The following is a 19,241-nucleotide window of genomic DNA, read 5'->3' as shown; positions in this document are numbered from 1 at the left end:
TAATTAATGAAGCACAGGTCAGCGTATGCGTTGATTGCCCCAGCGCTAACCGTGTTAGCGGTTGTCATCGGCTACCCGATCCTCAGGGCCATTTGGTTATCCTTCCAAGCTGACAAACATCTAGATCCTGACACCGGCGTCTTCGTTGAAGGCGGATTCGCCGGTTTCCAGCATTATCTTTACTGGTTGACACAACGCTGCATGAGCTCTTCAGGCGAGATTGGCAGCTGTCCCCCAGGCGTGATTTCTACTGATTTTTGGCCAGCAGTTCGCGTCACCTTGTTCTTCGCTGTAGTTACCGTTTTGTTAGAGACGGTTCTGGGCCTGTGGATGGCCACCGTGATGAACCGCGAGTTCCGGGGACGTGGCCTGCTGCGCGCAGCGGTGCTCATTCCTTGGGCCATCCCTACTGCAGTTACCGCAAAGCTGTGGCAGTTCATCTTTGCCGATCATGGCATCGCTAACTCTTTACTTGGTACCTCAGTCGGGTGGACTACCGACCCTTGGGCGGCTCGCTTCGCCGTCATCATTGCGGACGTGTGGAAGACCACCCCGTTTATGGCGCTCTTGATTCTCGCCGGTCTGCAAATGATCCCGAAGGACGTTTATGAGGCTGCCCGTGTCGACGGCGCTAGCACTTGGCAGATTTTCACGCGGATTACACTTCCGCTGGTAAAACCAGCGCTGATGGTGGCGGTATTGTTCCGCACCCTCGATGCGCTGCGAATGTATGACCTACCGGTGATCTTGATTTCCGCTTCCTCGAACTCCCCTACCGCGACGATCTCCCAGCTTGTGGTGGAAGATATGCGCCAAGGTCACTTCAACTCCGCCTCGGCCTTGTCTACCTTAATTTTCCTGCTCATTTTCTTCGTAGCCTTTGTGATGATTCGATTCCTCGGTGCTGACGTCAATAAGAAGGGGGCCCGCAAGTGAAAGCCGCCCGCAACTACCTCGCAGTTGTCCTCATCTTGATCTGGGGTCTTGCCCCGTTTTATTGGATGGTTGTCACCGCATTCCGGCATAAGAGCCACACCTTCGACACCACACCGTGGCCTACTCACGTCACCCTGGATAACTTCGCTGATGCGCTCGCTACGGACAAAGGCAATGATTTCCTTGGGGCGATCGCTAACTCACTGCTCGTGGGCTTGATTACGACGGTTCTCGCTGTCGCGGTGGGCGTTTTTACGGCCTATGCGCTTGCGCGCTTGGAGTTTCGTGGCAAGGGTTTTGTCACTGGCATTGTGCTAGCCGCGTCAATGTTCCCGGGCATCGCACTGGTCACTCCGTTGTTCCAGCTCTTCGGCGATATGGATTGGATCGGCACATACCGTGCGTTGATTATCCCGAATATTTCCTTCGCGCTGCCGCTGACCATTTACACCCTGGTGAGCTTCTTCCAGCAACTACCTTGGGAATTGGAGGAAGCGGCGCGTGTCGACGGCGCCTCCAGAGGCCAAGCATTCCGACTGGTGTTACTGCCCTTGGCAGCCCCAGCGCTCTTCACTACGGCAATCCTGGCGTTCATCGCGACGTGGAACGAGTTCATGATCGCGCAGCAGCTTTCCACCAATGCTACGGAACCGGTCACGGTGGCTATTGCCCGCTTCTCGGGTCCGAATTCCTTTGAGTACCCTTATGCTTCGATCATGGCCGCGGGGGCGCTAGTCACTATTCCGTTGGTGATCATGGTGCTGATTTTCCAGCGACGTATCGTGGCCGGTCTCACAGCTGGTGGCGTCAAGGCTTAAACTAGTGGCATGACTGAGGATCCACACAAGCACACCCGTAGGCAGCTACAGTTTCAGGCGCTTACGGGTTTCTTGGGGTTTCTCGCTTTTATGTCGGTGATACAGGCAACCATCAATGTGATGCGACCAGAGCCTGCATTATGGCCGGCAATTCTAGCCCTCATTTTGGTGTTGCTGACGGTCATCGTGTGGCGCATCGGCCGGAAGTAGGTTGTTTTCCTGAATGGCCGCCAGGGACAGCAGGGCATCTTCTGCTGACAACACGCTCATAGCGAATCCATTTTGGATCAACACATAGTCGCCTACTGCCACCTCCGGGACATAGGCGGTACAGCATTGGCGAACCTGACCGGCAACATCGATGACGGCCGTCGGCATGAGGCCATTGTCTACGCTCACGATTTTGGCTGGAATTCCGAGGCACATAGCTCTAACCTTAGCCTTCCTCTGCCACGTTGATGCCCATCGCGCCGGCTGGTGCAGAGGTGATAGGCAGGCACGGATCCGCCGCACGTATCGACGCCTCCAGCTCCACCCCGGAGCTCAATGACTCACACAGCATCTCCGCTAACCACCATTCATTTTGAGCGGTAGGAGTAAGGATCTGGCACTCAATCAACCGACCCGAGGCATCGGAGACATAGCGATGCACCAGCAAGCCTCGTGGCCCCTCCACGATTCCGATACCTTCGCCGGCTTGCTGCTTGCCCTCAAATAGCACTTCCCCGGCGCACAGCTCGGAAGACTCGAGGATCTCTGCAATCGCCAGGACGCTGCTCATCAGCAATTCCTGTTGTGCTTGTTTCGGACCTAGCGGAGCTGCGTCGACTACGGACCGGGCGACTGGGCCTACACGGTAAGGCCTGCCATGCACCAGCGGTCGCGGTGCTGGGTCGCCTGGAACCGACTCGACCACACACTGCGAAAACTCCGGGACCAGAAAGCTCGTGCCGTCTGAAAGCAGCACCCGATTTCCTAAAGGGTCCAGCGTGCCCCCTAATGCCAGTGTCATGCTCAGACCGCTAAAGGTGTCTTCCCAGTGATCATCCTTTGGCAGCTGCTGGATAGCACTCTTGAGCGCGGGCAGCTGGGTTGCCAGCTCGGTAGCAAGCTCGTGATTGGCGGGCGCTCGGACTCCGCCCGGCACCGCTACATCGGGGAAGTGCCCGGAGCAGCCTGCTGTGGCCATCGCAAGTTTGCCGACCTTTTTTAGTGCCACCGCTAGATCCCTATCCACCGTGAACAAGCGTGGCGCCACTGCATCCAGAATCGACCCATAATTGAGCAGACTGCGGACTAGTCGGGCGGTTTCCGGGATCTCCGGCACACCAAACAATGCATCCAAGGCCCGTACCCCAGCGAGGTGGTGTGTTACTGGGCAGATCCCGCAAAGGCGCTTGACGATGTCGGGAACCGCGCGCACCTCCTTGCCTAAGAGCAGTGGGTCGAGGCGCGGGAGTCCGGAGAGATCGAAGCGGGCGTCGATAATGGCGCCGTCCTCATCCTTTTTGTAGCTGACCCGGGCTTCAAACGGGTCCACGAACTGATCGAGGGTGAGCGTCGTAATGCTCATCGCGGCTCTCCTAGCGGATAATGGGATCTATGCATGAATTAGGGATTCTGACGGGTGTTGTCTCCACGGTAACGAACGCAGCTGCGGGGCGGGCGATTTCCGCCGTGGGGCTGAAAGTTGGCACTCGCAGCGGTGTCATCGAGGAAGCACTAATGGCAGCATGGCCGATCGCGACAGCGGGCACGGCCTGCGAAGACGCCGAATTGCGCATCGAGGTCATCACCGCAACTGTCTTTTGCCCGCAGTGCGATACCGAACGTGCGATAGATGAGTATTTCGCGCTCACCTGCCCCGTGTGCGACTTCCCCACCGCAGACTTAAGGCACGGGAAAGAGTTTGAGGTTGCCTTTGTGGATGTGGAATCCTAGCCGAGCCACTGCTCGATAAGGGTCTCGGCAGCCACCACCGCTTCCGGGATCGCTGCTGCCACCGAAGGCGACATCCCTACGTTGAGGTCGGTATCAGCCACCACAATCCCCACGACACCTACCCGCTGCGGTTCTCGACCTAGCAGCCGAGCTGCTGAGAGCAGATCCAGCAACCCAACCTGATGCGGGGAAAGCTTCGAATTAAGTAGCCTCGGGATCTGATCCCCCACCAAGGTCACCACGTCCCCTACTTTGCCGGGTCCGGCGAGGGCATCGAGGATGAGCAGGTTCTGGGCATCCTGGATCAGTGGCAGTAGCTCCATTCCTGAAGTGCCACCATCTACGAATTCCACCTTTGCAGCCTGAGGGTTTTCCTGAGGGGCGTCGTCAAGCATCGGCGTAAACGAGCGGGAGGGCACCCACGCCAGCTCATCCTCCTCCCCACCCTGCAGGCGACGCAGAATGGCAAGGCCAACTGCGTCGTCGGTCATGATGGGGTTCCCGATGCCAATGACGGTGATACGCGGCTGCTTAGACATTGCCGATTCTGTGCGCATCGCGAGGAATCGTCCCCTTGCGGATCCACACACCGCCGTTGATCATTGAAGAAATACCGCCCAGCGTTTCTTGATTATCGGCGCGCACCGCTAGGTACACGTGGATCACCACAAAAGTCCAGAGGATGAACATCAAAGCGGCATGCACTAGTCGGACAAAAGGCACACCAAACCAGTGGACTGGCGCAGATATTGCGGCCCAGATCCAGCTCGACTGCTCTGCGAGTCCGAACAGCGCCAAACCCGTAATGAGCTGAATGATGCACAAGCCGTAGATCGCCGTGTATGCGAGCTGCTGCAGCGGATTGTGTGCCAGATAGGTGGGATGGTCCTTCTTCACAAAGAGGTAATACAAGATGGTGTCCCACAGGCCGTTGACGTCCCGCATCGAGTCAAAAGGCCACAGCGAACGCCATCGGAGTTGTCTTTGGGCGGAAAACAGCCACAGGCTCAAACGCCAAATTCCCATTGCGATCCAGGCGAATCCCGCGAGGAAATGGGCGAAGCGCATGTACCCCATGAGGTATCCAACTTCGCCAGGGTTAGTCGGCTGAGCGCCAAAGAATGGGTCCATGATGTAGTAGCCGGTCAGGCTCATCATGATGATGAGGAAGACATTTGCCCAATGCTGAAAGCGCAACGCCTTTGACCAGAGGTGGACTCGGACCCATTGATTGTTTCCAACGTGGCCGTGTTCCTCGGGCTTATCAATGCCCATCGCAATGAAGCCCTCGACGTAATACTGAGTCTTCTGCCCAATGGCATCAACATCCGCCACTGCTACCGTCAGGATACGGTGGCCGAGGATACGTGCTGCTTCGAAGTTATCAACGAAGTCCCGCTTCTTCGTTCGCTCCATAGATGCTTTCGCAAGCACCGCGTGAGTATCACCGCGCATGACAAGCTGGCGCCCAACCCCGTTGCCGATACTGGCCAGCGAGTACTTTGCCGAAGGATTAACGGGCACGTATTCGCTTGCTACGATCGGGCCAGCTTCCCGCTGCAAAGCCAGCTCTACAGGATCATTGGTCCCTGCAGGCGCAGCCGCAGCGAACTCGAGCAATTCCTCCGGCGTGTACTTGCCAGCGGAATACACTTGCGCAATGCGGATCTCCCGCTGCCGTGAGCTGAGCGAGGTAGTCATGAGGTCATCACCTGGAAAAGTGGTTTGCCATCAGGGTCGAGCACGTGGACGGCGCACGCCATGCACGGGTCAAAGGAGTGGATGGTGCGCATCGGCTCCAGCGGCTGTTCTGGATCGACCAATGGGTGCTTGCCATCGCCGGAGAGCGCTTCTTCGTAGGGGCCAAGCTCGCCCTTCGGATCGCGTCCGGATGCCAGCCAGGTGGTGGGAACTACCGCCTGGTATCGGGAGACTTTGCCGTCCTTAACGGTCACCCAGTGGCTCAAGCAACCACGCGCAACTTCAACGAAGGCATAGCCCGACTTCTCTTCCGGCCATGAGCTCGGTTCCCATTTAGTGGAATCGAATACATCAATGTCACCATTCCTGATGCCCGCAATGAACTCCGGAAGCAGCGTGTTTGCCATTTGTTCCGCGTTGGTTGCGGCTTCAATAGCGCGAGCTAAGGTACGCCCAGCCGTTGAGTTCATTTGCTCGAGCTTGAAGCCAATCTTGTACATGGCGTCATCAAGGAGCTGCTTGGTCAGTGGTTCGTCTTGGGCATAGGCCAAGAGGACGCGGGCAACCGGTCCCATTTGCATGGCATGACCGTCATAACGTGGTGCCTTAGACCAGGTGTATTTGGTGTCATCTGCAAGCCACTCGTATGGCGGCTTTGGGCCAGTGTAGTTGACTTCGGTTTCACCGACAGCAGGGTGCAAGCCAGCATCGTCGCCCTCTTCGTAGGAGTACCACGCGGAAGAGACAAACTCTTCGATCTTGGACTCGTCGAACGGGTGGATGGTGCGGTAGTCACCGTTAAGGAAGATGCCCGGCTTGACCTTCGGATTCGGTGTGGTGGCGGGCATGCCGCCCTTGACCTTGCCGGAGTAGGTGGTGCCTTGCATGCCGACGGCCATCATGTTTTCCGAGGCCTTGCCGATATCAAAGTAGTCCTTGTACACGCCCATGATTGCCAGCGCATCAGGGACGTAGCACTCATTGACAAACTCGGTGATTTCATCGATCCAGGACTTGATGTTGTCCAGGGTCACCTGGTTTACCGTCTCGGATTTGTCCGGATCGATGGAACACGCCATGCCGCCGACGAGGAAGTTGGGATGGGGGTTCTTTCCACCGAAGACGGTGGAGATGCGGATGATCGAACGCTGGAATTCCAAGGCGTCGAGGTAATGCGAAACCGCCATCAAGTTGGCCTCTGGCGGGAGCCGATAGTCTGGGTGTTCCCAATAGCCGTTTGTGAAGATGGAAAGCTGTCCCGAAGCCAAGACATCCTCCAAGGTCTTCTTAACCTTGGCGAACTTGTTTTCCGAGTTCAGCTTCCAGGTAGAGCCAATGGACTTTGCAAACTCGACAGTTTTAGCTGGATCCGCCTTTGCAGCTGAGACCACATTGACCCAGTCGAGGGCGTGCAGGTGATAGAAGTGAACCACATGGTCGTGAATGCCATGAGAACCCAACACCAACTGTCGAATCATTTGGGCTTGCTTCGGAGGGGTGGAACCGATCGCATCCTCAACTGCTGCTACCGAGGCAACAGAGTGGACTCCGGTGCACACACCGCAAATACGTCCGACGAACGCCCACACATCGCGTGGATCGCGGTCCTTGACGATGGTTTCAATCCCGCGAAACTGGGTGGTTTCTGCCCAGGCCTTCGAGATTTTGTCACCATCGCGCTCTAGCTCGAGTCGCAGGTGGCCTTCAATACGGGTCAGTGGGTCAATGACAACGCGTTCAGTAGCCATTAGTGTTCCTTCTTTTCTGCTACGGGGGCATCGCCGAATGCTGTCAGAGTTTCATTTGACTCGGATTCCCGCACTGGAATGGACTTAAACAAGGTCAATCCGCCGTGGATCGCTGTGCCTACGGCAGCAGCTCCGATGAGGCCTAGGCCGATCTTTTCCACCGGCTCTTCAATGCCGAAGCCCTTGATGTGTGGCAGTTCCTTGTAGAACGGTGTGAACTTGTCAAAGAAGTCCTTCTCGGTACAGCCGATGCAGGGGTGACCTGCGCCGATCGGCCAGCCAGACTTGAGGTTCCATTGCACGATCGGGCACGGGCTAAAGGTAGATGGACCCTTGCAGCCGACCTCGTAGAGGCACCAACCATTTCGGGCGCCTTCATCATCGAAGGAGCGTACAAACTGGCCGGCGTCGAAATGCGCGCGACGTGGGCAGGAATCGTGGATCCGCTGATCGTAGGCGAACAGCGGACGCCCTTCAGCATCGACTTCTGGAGCTTCGCCGTGAGTGAGGATGTACGTCAGGGACGCAGTGATAACTTCACCGATCGGTGGGCAACCGGAGACATTGATGACAGGTTTGTCGGTGATGATTTCATCTACACCCACAGCGCCGGTCGGATTTGGACGCGCAGCTTGGACGGAACCGTAGACTGCGCACGCACCGACGGCCAGCACGACGTCAGCGTTCTCGGCAGCTTCCTCCAGGACCTGTTTGACGGACTTACCTCCGATGGTGCAGTAGATTCCGTCGTCCTTCATCGGGATCGAACCATTGACCACCAGAATGTGAGGCTCTTTATTTACGTCATCCAGGGCTTTCTCTGCCGCATGCCCTGAAGCAGCCATGATGAGGTCGTTGTAATTAACGGACAGTAGATCGAGCACGAGCTCTTCTACTGTGGTCCCACCAGAGCGGATCGTGGATTCCATACAGCCGGTACATTCTTGTAATTGCAGCCACACCACGTTCGGTTTTTTAACCGCACCAAGTTTGTCAGCAATTTCTTCTGCAGCGGCTTCCGGCATCTTCGCAAAAGGAGAACCTACTGCGAATACACCGGCAAGTCCGCCGCACATTTTAAGGAAATCTCGACGCGGGACACCGCGGAGTTCCAGATTCTCGGCGAGGGTTTCACCTTGCCAGTTAGCACCAAAATTCATTTTGGCGAGCCCCATTCCATATTTTGTGACTCGAGACACAATAATTAACTAATGCCAGCAGGCATCACTAGTTAAACCGTAGCAAGTATCACCGCACTTAGGGAGTAGGTATTACCACTTTGCTAGCCCAACATTGTTCAACGCTCAATGTTGGTGTGAGAATCGTCATTAACCCCGAGAATTTTCCGAAATATCACAGCCGCGCCACAGTCATTCAAAATGCCCTAAAAGCCACTCTCAGCTGCAGAAACCACAAAGCCGAGACGAGAGGAACGTACCTCGTCTCGGCTCCTAGAACCTAGGTATGGAAGTAGGGCAATCTTGGTCACATTTATCTTAATTTATGTACCAAATCTACCCGTTTGGGGGTCACCCCCAGGCCAAGCCCGGCCTTACTGAGCGGTTGCTCGCGGACGCGACACCCACTCGATCCAAGCGTCCATCCCAGCGCCAGTTTTCGCAGAAACCTCAAACACTTGCACTCCCGGATTCACTGTCTCCAGATTGCGACGGAACAATGCCATGTCGAAATCCAGATAAGGCAACAGATCCACTTTGTTAACCACCACTACAGCGACAGAGCGGAACATGATCGGGTACTTCAGCGGCTTATCCTCACCCTCAGTGACCGAATACACCATGGCCTTGCAATGTTCCCCCACTTCAAATTCTGCAGGACACACCAGGTTGCCAACATTTTCAATCAGCACCAGATCCAGGGTGGACAGATCCAGCCCTTTCAAAGCTTTCGCGACCATAGGCGCATCCAAATGGCATTCACCACCGAAGCCATTGCCAGTGTTGAGCAGGGAGATCTGGGCGCCGTAGCCTTCGAGCCGATCGGCGTCGATAGCCGTTTCGATGTCACCTTCTACGATGCCGATACGCACCTTGCCTTGTAGCGCCTCCAAGGTCTTCTGCAGCACTGATGTCTTGCCAGAACCCGGCGCGCTCATCAGGTTGATGCACTGGACACTGTGTTGATCAAAAGCTTCACGATTATGTGCAGCGCGATGATCGTTCTCGGCAAAAATGTCCTCTAGGACAACGATGCGCTCGCGCCCCGTGTCATAGCCGGAATGATCGCCGTGCTCACTTGCAGCGGGATCAATGTGCTCAAGGTGTACATGGTCGCCGTGCTCGTGATCGTGCTCATGATCATGGCTGTGTACGGTGCCGTCGTCGTGGCGGTGGAATCGTCCCATGGGTTAGCTCCTAGTTACATCGATATCGAGGATGGTGAACTCATTACCACTTGTCACTTCCGCTGTTTCGCCACAGGTGGGACAGGTGAAGTCGAGTTCAGAAAGTTGTGTTTCGTGTCCGCTTGCGCAGGTAATGCGCACTGGCTCCCAGTGTATGTCTAGTTCAGCGTCCTCAAGAGGTGAGTCTTTGATGACAAATCCCCAGGCATACTCCAAGGTTTCGGGCACCACCTGACGCAGTGCGCCAATACTCATGCGCACGGTGAGGACCTCTCGACCAGCGGCAGCCCGGGTAACGGCGCGCGCCAACTGCGTAGCCAAAGCGACTTCATGCATAACCTAGAACGTAGCAGTCTAGGCTGGTGAGCATGACAGAACGTCGTGATATCCGGCTGCGCGGGGTGGTCCAAGGCGTGGGCTTCCGCCCCCATGTGGCTGCCACTGCAGCCAAGTTTCCCATCACTGGCTTGTGCGGTAACGACGACCGTGAAGTGTTTATTGAAGCCCAAGGGAAATCCGCCGATATCGACTCGTTCCTCTGCACCTTGTTGGACACGTTGCCGCCCTTGGCCCACGTAATTTCCGTCAGTACCAGCACACTGCCGCTTGTCGACGACCATGGCTTCCGCATCGTATCGTCACGGCACGTCCCAGGTACGCGCACACTGATTCCTCCAGATGTGGCCACCTGTCCAGAATGCTTCGCCGATATGTCCAGGCCGGACGATAGGCGCTACCGCTATCCGTTCACCAACTGCACCAACTGTGGCCCCCGGTTAACGATCATCGAAGATCTACCGTACGACCGGCCTGCCACGACCATGAAGAAGTTTCTGATGTGTCCGGACTGTGAACAGGAGTACCGCGATCCCAAAGACCGGCGTTTTCATGCCCAGCCAATTTCCTGCCCGAATTGTGGCCCGCAGCTGTGGCTCGAGGGGATCGACTCTGACAACCCCATCCGCACTGCTCAGGAGCTGCTCGACCAAGGGAGAATCCTCGCGGTCAAGGGCTTAGGCGGCTTTCACTTGCTCTGCGATGCCCGCAATGAACAAGCGGTCTTGGAGCTGCGGCGTCGAAAAGCGCGGCCCGGCAAGCCCTTCGCGGTGATGACCCCGATGACCTCACTAGCGGAGCTGACGGCGGAGCAGCAGGCTTTGCTGGAATCCCCTGCACACCCGATCGTGATTGCACCGATGAGCAGCTCCTATGATCTCGCGCCTGCAGTGGCACCGGGACTCAACGATGTGGGAATCATGCTGCCCTATACACCGCTGCACTCGCTCCTCGTGGACCGGCCGTTGGTGGCTACCTCCGGCAACCTCTCCGGCGAGCCGCTGTGCTACACAAATGCTGACGCGCTGGCTCGCCTCAAAGGATTTGCGGACTATTTTCTCCTGCACGACCGGGACATTCATGTTCCCGTAGAGGATTCGGTCTTCCTGGAGACGATGCCGGTGCGCCGCTCCCGCGGTTATGCTCCCTTGCCGTTCTCGCTGCCGGGCTCCGGCACTGTGTTAGCTGTGGGTGGCGAGCTCAAGAACACCTTTTGTCTCGCTCATGATGATATCGCCCACGTGTCCGCACACATCGGCGACATGGGTTCCTTGGCCAGCCAGCAGGCTTTCGAGCGTTCGGTCGCGCAGATGCTCCGTATGCAACGCTGTGAGCCAAAGATCGTAGTGTGCGACCTACACCCGAACTACGCCACCACGGGGTGGGCCGAACGCTCCGGGTATCCGGTTGTGCCAGTTCAGCATCACTATGCGCATGCTCTGTCCCTGTTGGCATCGCATGGCAGGTTCGAAGGCCCTTTCGCCTGCGCCACGTTGGATGGCACAGGATACGGCACCGACGGCACAGTGTGGGGCGGAGAAATCCTCGTTCTTTCAGAGGACCTGCGCTCTTTCACCCGAGCCTGGCACTTGCCACAGTTCCCTATCGTCGGTGGCGACCGCGCAGTGCAGCAGCCGTGGCGCCTCGCGCTCGGACTGGCTCATGCTTGGGATCTGCCCTGGGACTACGAGCATCCGGAAACGCACCAGGTAGAGCTACAACTTGGGCGCAACGTGGGGCTGGTGCAGACCTCCTCACTGGGCAGGCTTTTCGACGCCGTCGCAGCCATGCTCGGCATCTGCACGGAGCAAACCTATGAAGCGCAGGCCGCAATGGAGTTGGAACGGATAGCAAGCGGTTCTCTTCGCTCCGCAGCCCATGATTGGCGCGCGCTCATGCTAGAAGTTCTGGAGGAATCAATTCCAGTGCCCGAGCGGGCCATGCGATTCCATCAGGGTGTGGCCGTACTCCTCGCCCAAGAGCTGCGAGCCTGCGCAATGCCTCTCGTCGGCGTAACCGGAGGCTGCGCGTTGAACCGGCTGCTAATGCGATTCCTGCGGAAAGAGCTAGCTGGGTTGGAAGTCTTAACACACGAAACGGTGCCCGCCAACGACGGCGGACTGAGCCTAGGCCAGGCGTTGGCCGGTCGGTTGGCTTTATCCGCTGACAACCCGCGCTAGCAAATACGTGGCAGTGGATCCCCTACCAGCATGTCCACCATGCGGGTACCGCCAAAACCGGTGACTAGTACAACAGATGCAGCTGGTTCTGGTTCCACCCGTCCGATCACACAGGCGCCTTCTGCGCCGGCCTCGCGCAGCGCGGTCACTGCAGCGTCTGCCGAATCAGCTGACACGACCGCTGCAAAGGTCCCTTCGTTGGCCACATACAGGGGGTCTATTCCGAGCATGTCGCAGGCGCCACGAGTCATGTCACGGACGGGGATCTTGGAATCCTCCAGCACCACGGCTTTGCCCGTGGCGCGGGCCATTTCATTCATGGACGTCGCTAAGCCGCCGCGGGTGGCATCGCGCATCCAACGGACTTCTGCGCCAGAGCAGAGGGCGTCGATAAGCCCGTTGACGGCCTGGGTGTCGGACTCGATCGGGGCCTCAATGGCAAGGTCTCCGCGGGCCATCATCACCGCCATCCCATGGTCAGCGATGGGACCGGAAAGCACGATTTTGTCACCAGCCTGGATCTGGCTAAAGCCAAGATTGCGGCTCGGCGGGATGACACCGATGCCTGCAGTGGTGATGTACACCTTGTCGCCCGTCCCTTTGGGCACGACCTTGGTATCGCCGGTCGCAATGGTAACGCCAGCCTTGTCTGCTGCAACCCGCATTGCGGCAACGATGCGGCGCAGCTCCTCAAATTCCAGGCCTTCCTCCAAGATGAAGGCCACGGAGATAAGCTTCGGGATAGCACCAGCAACTGCCAGGTCATTCACCGTGCCGTTGATTGCCAATTCGCCGATATTGCCGCCCGGAAACTCGATCGGGCTGACCACATATGAGTCGGTGGACATCGCGATGGAGGAACCATGCTCCTGAATCAAAGAAGCCGCCGACACCACTGCGCTATCGCCACCTTGCGCAAGGACGTCGTTGCCATAAGCGTCGAAGAAGACCTGTTCTACGAGGGCTGCGGAGGACTTTCCGCCCGCGCCGTGCGCTAGTGTGACGCGATCCTCAATGAGGCGAAACGGGCGCAGCCGAACACGCTCAATGTTCGAATTAACTTTAGTTTCGTCCTCGTTGAGGCGATTCTTCGGGTCCACTGGTGCTCCTTTGAATGGGTTTGCTAACAATGTTAGCCCCCAGATGACTGCTAAGCTCAAGTCATATCTAAAGGAGAACCTATGTGTCTTGGTGTTCCTGCGCAGGTAGTAGAAATCCCGGAAGCTGCGCGTGCCAAAGTATCGATCAGCGGCGTGACCCGCATGATCTCCACGGATCTAATGACAGAGCCCCTCGCGGTGGGCGAATGGGTCCTCGTTCACGTTGGGTTCGCGCTCAGCAAGATCGATGAGGACGAGGCCCAGTTGACCCTGCAGCAGATCAAACAGCTCGGCGCGAATACCTTTGAAGACGAGCTCGATTCTTTCAAAGGCAGCGCGATATGAAATTCGTCGACGAGTTCCGTGACCCTGAGGCTGCCAAAGCCCTACTGCGCCGAATCGAGCATGATGCGGCCCTGTTAGAAAAGCCGATTTCCCTCATGGAGGTATGCGGTGGACATACGCACACCATTTACCGCTATGGGCTGGAAAACCTGCTGCCAGAAAACGTGGAGTTAGTCCACGGTCCGGGCTGCCCAGTGTGTGTGATCCCCATGGGGCGCATTGACGATGCTGTGTGGCTCGCCAACCAACCCGACGTCATCCTCACAACTTTCGGCGACATGATGCGTGTCCCGGGCTCCGAGGAATCCCTCTTGCAAGCCCGCGCGAAGGGGTGCGACGTCCGGTTCGTGTACTCGCCTCTGGATGCACTCAAACTCGCCGAGGAGAACCCGGACAAGCAGGTTGTATTCTTTGCTGTTGGTTTTGAAACCACTACTCCTTCCACCGCTGTGACTCTGGAAACTGCGCGTAAGAAGGACATCGACAACTTCACGATCTTCTCCAACCATGTCACCATCGAGCCACCACTGCGTGCCATCGTCAACGGCGGCGAGACTAAGGTCGACGGCTTCATCGGGCCTGGCCACGTCTCTACGATCATCGGCACTCATGCTTTTGACTTCCTAGTGGAAGAATTTGGGATGCCCTGCGCAGTCGCAGGTTTCGAGCCACTTGACATTCTGCAAGCTGTTGCAATGTTGGTGTCTCAATTTGCTCACGACGAAGAAAAGCGCGTTGACAATCAGTACGCCCGCGTCGTGCGTGCTGAAGGAAATCCTGCGGCGCGTGCATTGCTGGACAAGACCTTTGTGCTCCGTGGCACCTTCGAATGGCGTGGCCTTGGCTGGCTCGAGAACTCGGGTATGGGCATCGCGCCGGAATACGCCAAGTGGGACGCAGAAAAGCGTTTCGACGTCCCTGGCAACCGCGTCGAAGACCCAAAGGCCTGCGAATGCGGCTCCGTCCTGACCGGCCGAATCAAGCCTTGGCAGTGCAAAGTATTCGGCACCGCATGCACCCCGCAGACCCCGATCGGCACCTGCATGGTCTCCCCTGAAGGAGCCTGTGCCGCGTACTACAACTTCGGACGTATCGACCGCGAGGCGACGGCTTCTCTAGCCAGATAACAGGTGTCGGATGTGGTAATGCAGATTGACTGTTTCAGGGGCTAAAGTGCCATTTGCGTTGCCAAATCCGACATTGCTACTGCACTTAACTAGCCCTTTAGCTTCCGCCACAGAATCCGACCTGCAGAGTGCGGCAAAGCGAATACTTCACGAACCCACATCTTTGGGGCCTTCGCAAAGGGAGTTCGCGCCGTCACCATCCGCACCGAAAGTCCATGGTGCCATGCCCACATCTTTGTGCGCCAAGCATGAAAGTCGCTGGTCACGACGATCCACATCGGATAGCCTTTCAGCAGCGAAAAAGACTGCTCCAGATTCTCATTCGTGGAGCGCGCTTGGTTTTCTAGCGAGATCACCTCGGGCGAAACCCCACGCTTGATCAGCCAGGAAGCCATCGCTTCCGCCTCTCCCTGATGCCCCGAAACCACCACGTGCTGGGATTCCAGCGCATACGGTAACGCCGCTTGAAGTCTTCGGGTGAGAGTGCCTCCTGGACGGCCGCCCAAAAGCCTGCTGCCCAGGATCAGCACCGGTTCGTGCATCTAGCCCTCCATGAGGCGCTGGCGCAGGGCTTCGTCCTTGGCGAGGACCTCATCGCGCATGTTTTCCTGATACTGCACCATTTTTTCCACCAAGGAGGGATCCCCTGCGGACAGGATCCGGGCAGCGAGCAGCCCAGCGTTCTTGGCCCCACCGATGGAGACGGTAGCGACGGGCACGCCGCCGGGCATCTGCACGATGGAGAGCAGAGAATCCATGCCATCCAGATCCTTGAGCGCACGCGGGATGCCAATCACAGGCAAGGGTGTAGCGGCCGCAACCATGCCTGGCAGGTGTGCGGCGCCACCGGCGCAGGCGATGATGCACTTCAATCCACGCTTGTGAGCCTCACGCGCATAGTCGAGCATGCGCTCTGGGGTGCGATGAGCACTGACGACGCCAACTTCGAAAGGAATGTCAAAGGTGGCGAGCATCTCGGCGGCTGGCTCCACAGTGGGCCAATCGGAATCGGAGCCCATGATGAGGCCTACAAGCGGCTGCATTAGTTGTCCTTCCATTCTGCATGGACCAGGAAGTGAGCCGCGAGCTCGCCCTTTGTCTTGAGCTCTGCCACGTCCCCGTTCCCGGTGAAGTTCACATGCCCGATCTTACGGCCCGGACGGTGCTGCTTGCCGTAGAAGTGAATCTTGGCATCCGGGAATCGTTTCCATACCTCGCGCATACGCTCCGGCATCGGCATCTCCGGATCTTCTGGCGCCCCCAGCACGTTGGCCATAACTGACCATTCCTGCAGCGTGTCCGTGCTACCTAGCGGCATGTCAAGCACTGCGCGAATGTGCTGCTCAAATTGATCGGTGACGCAGCCATTCTGCGTCCAGTGACCGGTGTTGTGCGGGCGCATCGCAAGCTCGTTGACGAAGATGCCGTCCGGGGTCTCGAAAAGCTCGACAGCGAGGTTACCAGTGACACCGAGGACTTCTGCGGTCCTAATTGCGGTTTCTTCCGCTTGCTTCTTCAATTCCGCTTTGAGTCCAGGTGCTGGGGCGATAGCAAACCAGCAAATGCCGTCCTTTTGGATGGACTCGACTACCGGCCAAGCTTTAACCTCTCCGGACGGGCGCCGAGCGACCATCGCTGAAAGCTCACGCAGCAAGTTAACCTTCTGTTCTGCCATCAGCGGGGTGCCGCCCGCAAGCAGCTTCTCGACGAGCCCAACAAGCTCCTGCTTGGACGATGGGAACCACACGCCCTTGCCGTCGTAACCGCCACGGCGAGCCTTAAGGCACACCGCGCCATCAACCTTTTCCCAAAAGGCCTCCGCTTCCGACACTGATTCGATGGCCGCAAACGGTGGAACCGGAGCACCAAGCTCTTTCAATCGAGTGCGCATGACGAGCTTGTCCTGAGCATTCACCAAAGCTGTCGGGCGAGGCTGGACATTGATTCCCTCAGAGATCAGAGTTTCCAAATGCTCATTTGGCACATGCTCGTGGTCAAAAGTGACAGCGGTAGCGCCGTGGGTGACGGCGCGGAGGTCATCGAGATTCTTGTAGTCGCCCAGTACAACATCGGCTGCGACCTGCGAGGCGCTCTCCTCCAGCGAGCTGGCCAACACACGCACAGACTGCCCGAGCTCGATCGCCGCGGTCTGCATCATGCGTGCCAATTGTCCATCGCCAATCACACACAGAATTGGCATGTCTGGTGCGTGCGCTGCTGGATTCCCTATGTTGTCAGTCACGGCTAATAACTATAGCGCCTAGATCAACACTCAAATAACCTTAGGTTTTATGAAGCTGAACCTTGAGGAGTTTTCCGACACATGGGCAAAAACGTGCGCGGGAAGCCAGATAGAACCGGGAGATCACGTCTGGCTCCACTCGGATTTGTTGTTTTATCCCGACGCGGTCATTACGACAACTTACCAACCCGAGATGACATTTCCGTTGCCATTATTCTTCAACATGACTCGCATCGCGGACACGTTCAAGCTCCCCTGCGGTCGCATTGATCTGACCACACCTAGCGAATGCCTCCGAATGCTCGTGACCAATATCGGATTAACGGCAGACGGCTTTGGAAGCAAGTGGGACTATCACCACGGATTCACCCACGAATCTGAACCGCGACTCTACGCCTACATCGATGAAATCCCGTGGGGTGTCACGATCAGCACTCGCAAAGGAGATTCCAAATTCATCGGTCCTATCGAACCCACTGGAGACTTCCAATGGAAGAGCTAGCAAATATCCCAGCTCTCAGGGAAGTCCATTAGCAGCGCATCAGTCAAGTGGTTAACAAATAGCGTACCCAAACTGGCTTAGCTTTCAGAATTCAGGCGCTCAACTGCGAAAACCAAGAAGCGCCAACTACGTTTTGAACTGCACCGATTTAAAGCGATGACAACAACTGATGATTCTCCGGTTGTTCGAAACCCATAGAATTATTCAGAGGGATATCTATTCATCAGAGAGACCATTGTGAGCCTCCATTCCCAATAGTGGATGAGGTAGTTGCCTTTCCTTTTCAGGGATTACGTCGTGCTGGTGAACGTAGTTTCAAATGGGTTGTGCCCGTTGGCGTGGCGTATGAATTGATCCGGTAATGGACCCCTACTGCGACTAGGGCGACCACCATGGATACCTTTCGACTCAATTCCTACATCTACTCGAAAGGCTGACATCACAACGGCCGCTCCCCCAAGCATCACCGGACTCAATGCGTACGCACGCCCTACCAAGACTGCCGGCGTCCAGCAATAAGTTCGTTGATCTCCGCCGCGACGCGTTTTGCCTTCGGCACATCCGGGAAGATCAGCGGCCGGCTCATGCCTGAGACATCTACATATAGCGAGCCCTTCTTCTTATATGCTCCCAGGATGTGCTGCAGCGGGATGGAATCTTCTCGGGAACCAAATCCCGGCGCCCGTACAATAAGGCGCTCGGAGGTGACGGCAAAACGCTGTCGCCTTAGCCGCAGCAATGGCAGGATGAGTCGCCAAAATATCAACAGCATCCACAGCACTGCGATGCCGTTATGCAAGTCAACCAGCCCTTGATTGTCAGCCCAGCCGATGGCCATCCAACAAACGGTAGTGAGCAACAAGGTCTCGATGACGGGAAAGGTCAGAGAACTTAGCGGTGCGGTGAGATCGTAACGGAAAGACTCGTTCATTGCTGCAACCTCAGGTGAACCACATCGCCAGCAGCAATTTCATGTACTACCGCATCTGCGGACTGCACTTGGATTAGTCCATCATCTGCCACACCGATGCACTCGCCAAGCAGCTCCTTATCACCCGGGAGGTGAACGCGCACTTGTTGCCCGATAGAGCTACAAACGGCGCGGTAGTCCCGCATAAGAGTCGGCTCATCATTCATCCACTGCGTCAAACGCTCTTTAAGAGCAATAAGGACGCTTCCGACCAGCACAGTTCGATCTACCGGGCCGCCGACCATTTCTAGAGAGATCGCGTGTGGCACGGGAAGCTCACCCTCGCTAAGAGAGACGTTCAAGCCCAGACCAATCACAATCGCAGGCTCCGGCTGAAACTGGGCAACCTCAGCGAGGATGCCGCAGACCTTGCGTCCGTTGATAAGGACGTCGTTGGGCCATTTCAGGGCGACGTCGTAGGTGTCACTGAGGGCGTCGATAAGCGCCAGCCCCGTGACCAGCGGCATGGTGCCGAGGCGCTCCACCGCACTTGTCGACGGCCGGATGAGGATCGACATGGTGGCTTGTGACATCGGTGGCGCGGTCCATACCCGCCCGTGACGACCCCTGCCAGCGCTTTGATATTCCGTCACAGCTGCGGTCCACTCGGGCGCCCCCTGCAGGGCGGCTTTGACTAGGTCCGCATTGGTGGAACCTGTCTCTGCGGTGTAGTCGATGCGTGGCAGCTGCGTTGCAGCGCATAAAGCATCGATGTTCAGCGGCTCTCTCATAAGAAAAGAGTGTAGTCGTTCGGTCAATGTGGCGAGTTTCACCTGGCAGAATGGCGGATTCTGCCCTACCTCGGCGACATTCAGCGCGACACGCCGGAAAAATGTGACGCAGATTTCTTTTGTGCCCTGAACTGGAAAAACGTGAGCGATCCCTCAAGAATTGTGTTTTCTTGGTGGAAACTAACCATAAAACCCCTTA

20 protein-coding genes and 1 pseudogene are annotated in these 19,241 nt (G+C 57.0%); 7 read left to right on the top strand and 14 right to left on the bottom strand.

Going from position 1 to position 19,241, the window contains the following annotated elements:
* Positions 1 to 6: 6 nt before the first annotated feature.
* Both WG936_RS06965 and WG936_RS06960 read left to right on the top strand, forming a co-directional pair.
* Positions 7 to 918 (top strand): annotated as a pseudogene (locus WG936_RS06965) (carbohydrate ABC transporter permease); the annotation flags it as partial.
* Positions 919 to 932: 14 nt separating this feature from the next.
* Complete coding sequence (locus tag WG936_RS06960) at positions 933 to 1,754, top strand: carbohydrate ABC transporter permease (RefSeq protein WP_339572481.1); 822 nt, start codon at positions 933 to 935, stop codon at positions 1,752 to 1,754.
* 153 nt (positions 1,755 to 1,907) lie between these two features.
* Here the strand turns inward: WG936_RS06960 and WG936_RS06955 are convergent, their stop codons facing one another.
* Positions 1,908 to 2,180 (bottom strand): HypC/HybG/HupF family hydrogenase formation chaperone, encoded by a 273-nt coding sequence (locus WG936_RS06955; protein ID WP_339572480.1) that lies wholly within the window; start codon positions 2,178 to 2,180, stop codon positions 1,908 to 1,910.
* A gap of 10 nt (positions 2,181 to 2,190) precedes the next feature.
* Entirely contained in the window at positions 2,191 to 3,327 is a 1,137-nt protein-coding gene (locus tag WG936_RS06950) for a nickel-dependent hydrogenase large subunit (protein WP_339564671.1), read from the bottom strand.
* A 29-nt stretch (positions 3,328 to 3,356) separates the two neighbouring features.
* Between WG936_RS06950 and WG936_RS06945 the strand changes: the two genes are divergently transcribed.
* Positions 3,357 to 3,695 carry a hydrogenase maturation nickel metallochaperone HypA/HybF gene (locus tag WG936_RS06945; RefSeq protein ID WP_339564670.1) on the top strand — a complete coding sequence of 113 codons (339 nt, stop codon included), beginning with the start codon at positions 3,357 to 3,359 and terminating at the stop codon, positions 3,693 to 3,695.
* On the opposite strand, the gene WG936_RS06940 is transcribed toward WG936_RS06945, so the two are convergent.
* The 6 genes from WG936_RS06940 to WG936_RS06915 form a co-directional block, all read right to left on the bottom strand.
* Positions 3,692 to 4,234, bottom strand: coding sequence for a HyaD/HybD family hydrogenase maturation endopeptidase (locus WG936_RS06940; RefSeq protein WP_339564669.1), 543 nt, complete (start codon positions 4,232 to 4,234; stop codon positions 3,692 to 3,694). The two genes, WG936_RS06945 and WG936_RS06940, sit on opposite strands and share 4 nt — an antisense overlap.
* Positions 4,227 to 5,396 carry a Ni/Fe-hydrogenase, b-type cytochrome subunit gene (cybH, locus tag WG936_RS06935; protein ID WP_339572479.1) on the bottom strand — a complete coding sequence of 390 codons (1,170 nt, stop codon included), beginning with the start codon at positions 5,394 to 5,396 and terminating at the stop codon, positions 4,227 to 4,229. Before cybH ends, WG936_RS06940 begins: the two co-directional genes overlap by 8 nt.
* Positions 5,393 to 7,144, bottom strand: coding sequence for a nickel-dependent hydrogenase large subunit (locus tag WG936_RS06930; RefSeq protein ID WP_339572478.1), 1,752 nt, complete (start codon positions 7,142 to 7,144; stop codon positions 5,393 to 5,395). Before WG936_RS06930 ends, cybH begins: the two co-directional genes overlap by 4 nt.
* Positions 7,144 to 8,304, bottom strand: a complete 1,161-nt coding sequence (locus tag WG936_RS06925) for a hydrogenase small subunit (protein WP_339572477.1) — start codon at positions 8,302 to 8,304, stop codon at positions 7,144 to 7,146. The genes WG936_RS06930 and WG936_RS06925 overlap by 1 nt, the downstream gene beginning before the upstream one ends.
* Positions 8,305 to 8,696: 392 nt before the next feature.
* Positions 8,697 to 9,509, bottom strand: coding sequence for a hydrogenase nickel incorporation protein HypB (gene hypB, locus WG936_RS06920; protein WP_339572476.1), 813 nt, complete (start codon positions 9,507 to 9,509; stop codon positions 8,697 to 8,699).
* A 3-nt stretch (positions 9,510 to 9,512) separates the two neighbouring features.
* A complete protein-coding gene (locus WG936_RS06915; protein WP_339572475.1) occupies positions 9,513 to 9,845 on the bottom strand; it encodes a hydrogenase maturation nickel metallochaperone HypA in 333 nt (110 codons plus the stop codon).
* Between the two features lie 32 nt (positions 9,846 to 9,877).
* Between WG936_RS06915 and hypF the strand changes: the two genes are divergently transcribed.
* Entirely contained in the window at positions 9,878 to 12,025 is a 2,148-nt protein-coding gene (gene hypF, locus WG936_RS06910) for a carbamoyltransferase HypF (RefSeq protein WP_339572474.1), read from the top strand.
* On the opposite strand, the gene hypE is transcribed toward hypF, so the two are convergent.
* Positions 12,022 to 13,125 carry a hydrogenase expression/formation protein HypE gene (gene hypE / locus WG936_RS06905; protein ID WP_339572473.1) on the bottom strand — a complete coding sequence of 368 codons (1,104 nt, stop codon included), beginning with the start codon at positions 13,123 to 13,125 and terminating at the stop codon, positions 12,022 to 12,024. The genes hypF and hypE overlap by 4 nt on opposite strands.
* An 81-nt stretch (positions 13,126 to 13,206) precedes the next feature.
* On the opposite strand from hypE, the gene WG936_RS06900 reads away from it, so the two are divergent.
* Positions 13,207 to 13,470 carry a HypC/HybG/HupF family hydrogenase formation chaperone gene (locus WG936_RS06900; protein WP_339564661.1) on the top strand — a complete coding sequence of 88 codons (264 nt, stop codon included), beginning with the start codon at positions 13,207 to 13,209 and terminating at the stop codon, positions 13,468 to 13,470.
* Positions 13,467 to 14,597, top strand: a complete 1,131-nt coding sequence (gene hypD, locus WG936_RS06895; protein WP_339572472.1) for a hydrogenase formation protein HypD — start codon at positions 13,467 to 13,469, stop codon at positions 14,595 to 14,597. The genes WG936_RS06900 and hypD overlap by 4 nt, the downstream gene beginning before the upstream one ends.
* Before the next feature lie 89 nt (positions 14,598 to 14,686).
* Here the strand turns inward: hypD and WG936_RS06890 are convergent, their stop codons facing one another.
* The 3 genes from WG936_RS06890 to WG936_RS06880 are packed head-to-tail and all read right to left on the bottom strand — an operon-like array spanning position 14,687 to position 16,797.
* Complete coding sequence (locus WG936_RS06890) at positions 14,687 to 15,139, bottom strand: YdcF family protein (RefSeq protein WP_339564659.1); 453 nt, start codon at positions 15,137 to 15,139, stop codon at positions 14,687 to 14,689.
* Positions 15,140 to 15,640, bottom strand: coding sequence for a 5-(carboxyamino)imidazole ribonucleotide mutase (gene purE, locus WG936_RS06885; RefSeq protein WP_339572471.1), 501 nt, complete (start codon positions 15,638 to 15,640; stop codon positions 15,140 to 15,142).
* Positions 15,640 to 16,797 (bottom strand): 5-(carboxyamino)imidazole ribonucleotide synthase, encoded by a 1,158-nt coding sequence (locus WG936_RS06880; RefSeq protein ID WP_339572511.1) that lies wholly within the window; start codon positions 16,795 to 16,797, stop codon positions 15,640 to 15,642. The genes purE and WG936_RS06880 overlap by 1 nt, the downstream gene beginning before the upstream one ends.
* Before the next feature lie 265 nt (positions 16,798 to 17,062).
* Here WG936_RS06880 and WG936_RS06875 point away from each other — a divergent pair, with 265 nt between their 5' ends.
* Positions 17,063 to 17,341, top strand: a complete 279-nt coding sequence (locus tag WG936_RS06875; RefSeq protein ID WP_339564657.1) for a hypothetical protein — start codon at positions 17,063 to 17,065, stop codon at positions 17,339 to 17,341.
* Positions 17,342 to 17,831: 490 nt separating this feature from the next.
* On the opposite strand, the gene WG936_RS06870 is transcribed toward WG936_RS06875, so the two are convergent.
* Both WG936_RS06870 and WG936_RS06865 read right to left on the bottom strand, forming a co-directional pair.
* Positions 17,832 to 18,272 (bottom strand): hypothetical protein, encoded by a 441-nt coding sequence (locus WG936_RS06870; RefSeq protein WP_339572470.1) that lies wholly within the window; start codon positions 18,270 to 18,272, stop codon positions 17,832 to 17,834.
* The gene (locus WG936_RS06865) at positions 18,269 to 19,042 is read right to left on the bottom strand and encodes a biotin--[acetyl-CoA-carboxylase] ligase (protein ID WP_339572469.1); all 774 of its coding nucleotides are present in this window, start codon (positions 19,040 to 19,042) and stop codon (positions 18,269 to 18,271) included. The genes WG936_RS06870 and WG936_RS06865 overlap by 4 nt, the downstream gene beginning before the upstream one ends.
* Between the last annotated feature and the right edge of the window lie 199 nt (positions 19,043 to 19,241).

Source organism: Corynebacterium sp. H127 (assembly GCF_037482665.1).
Classification (GTDB): Bacteria; Actinomycetota; Actinomycetes; order Mycobacteriales; family Mycobacteriaceae; genus Corynebacterium.
This window is presented reverse-complemented; position numbering and strand designations above follow the sequence as displayed.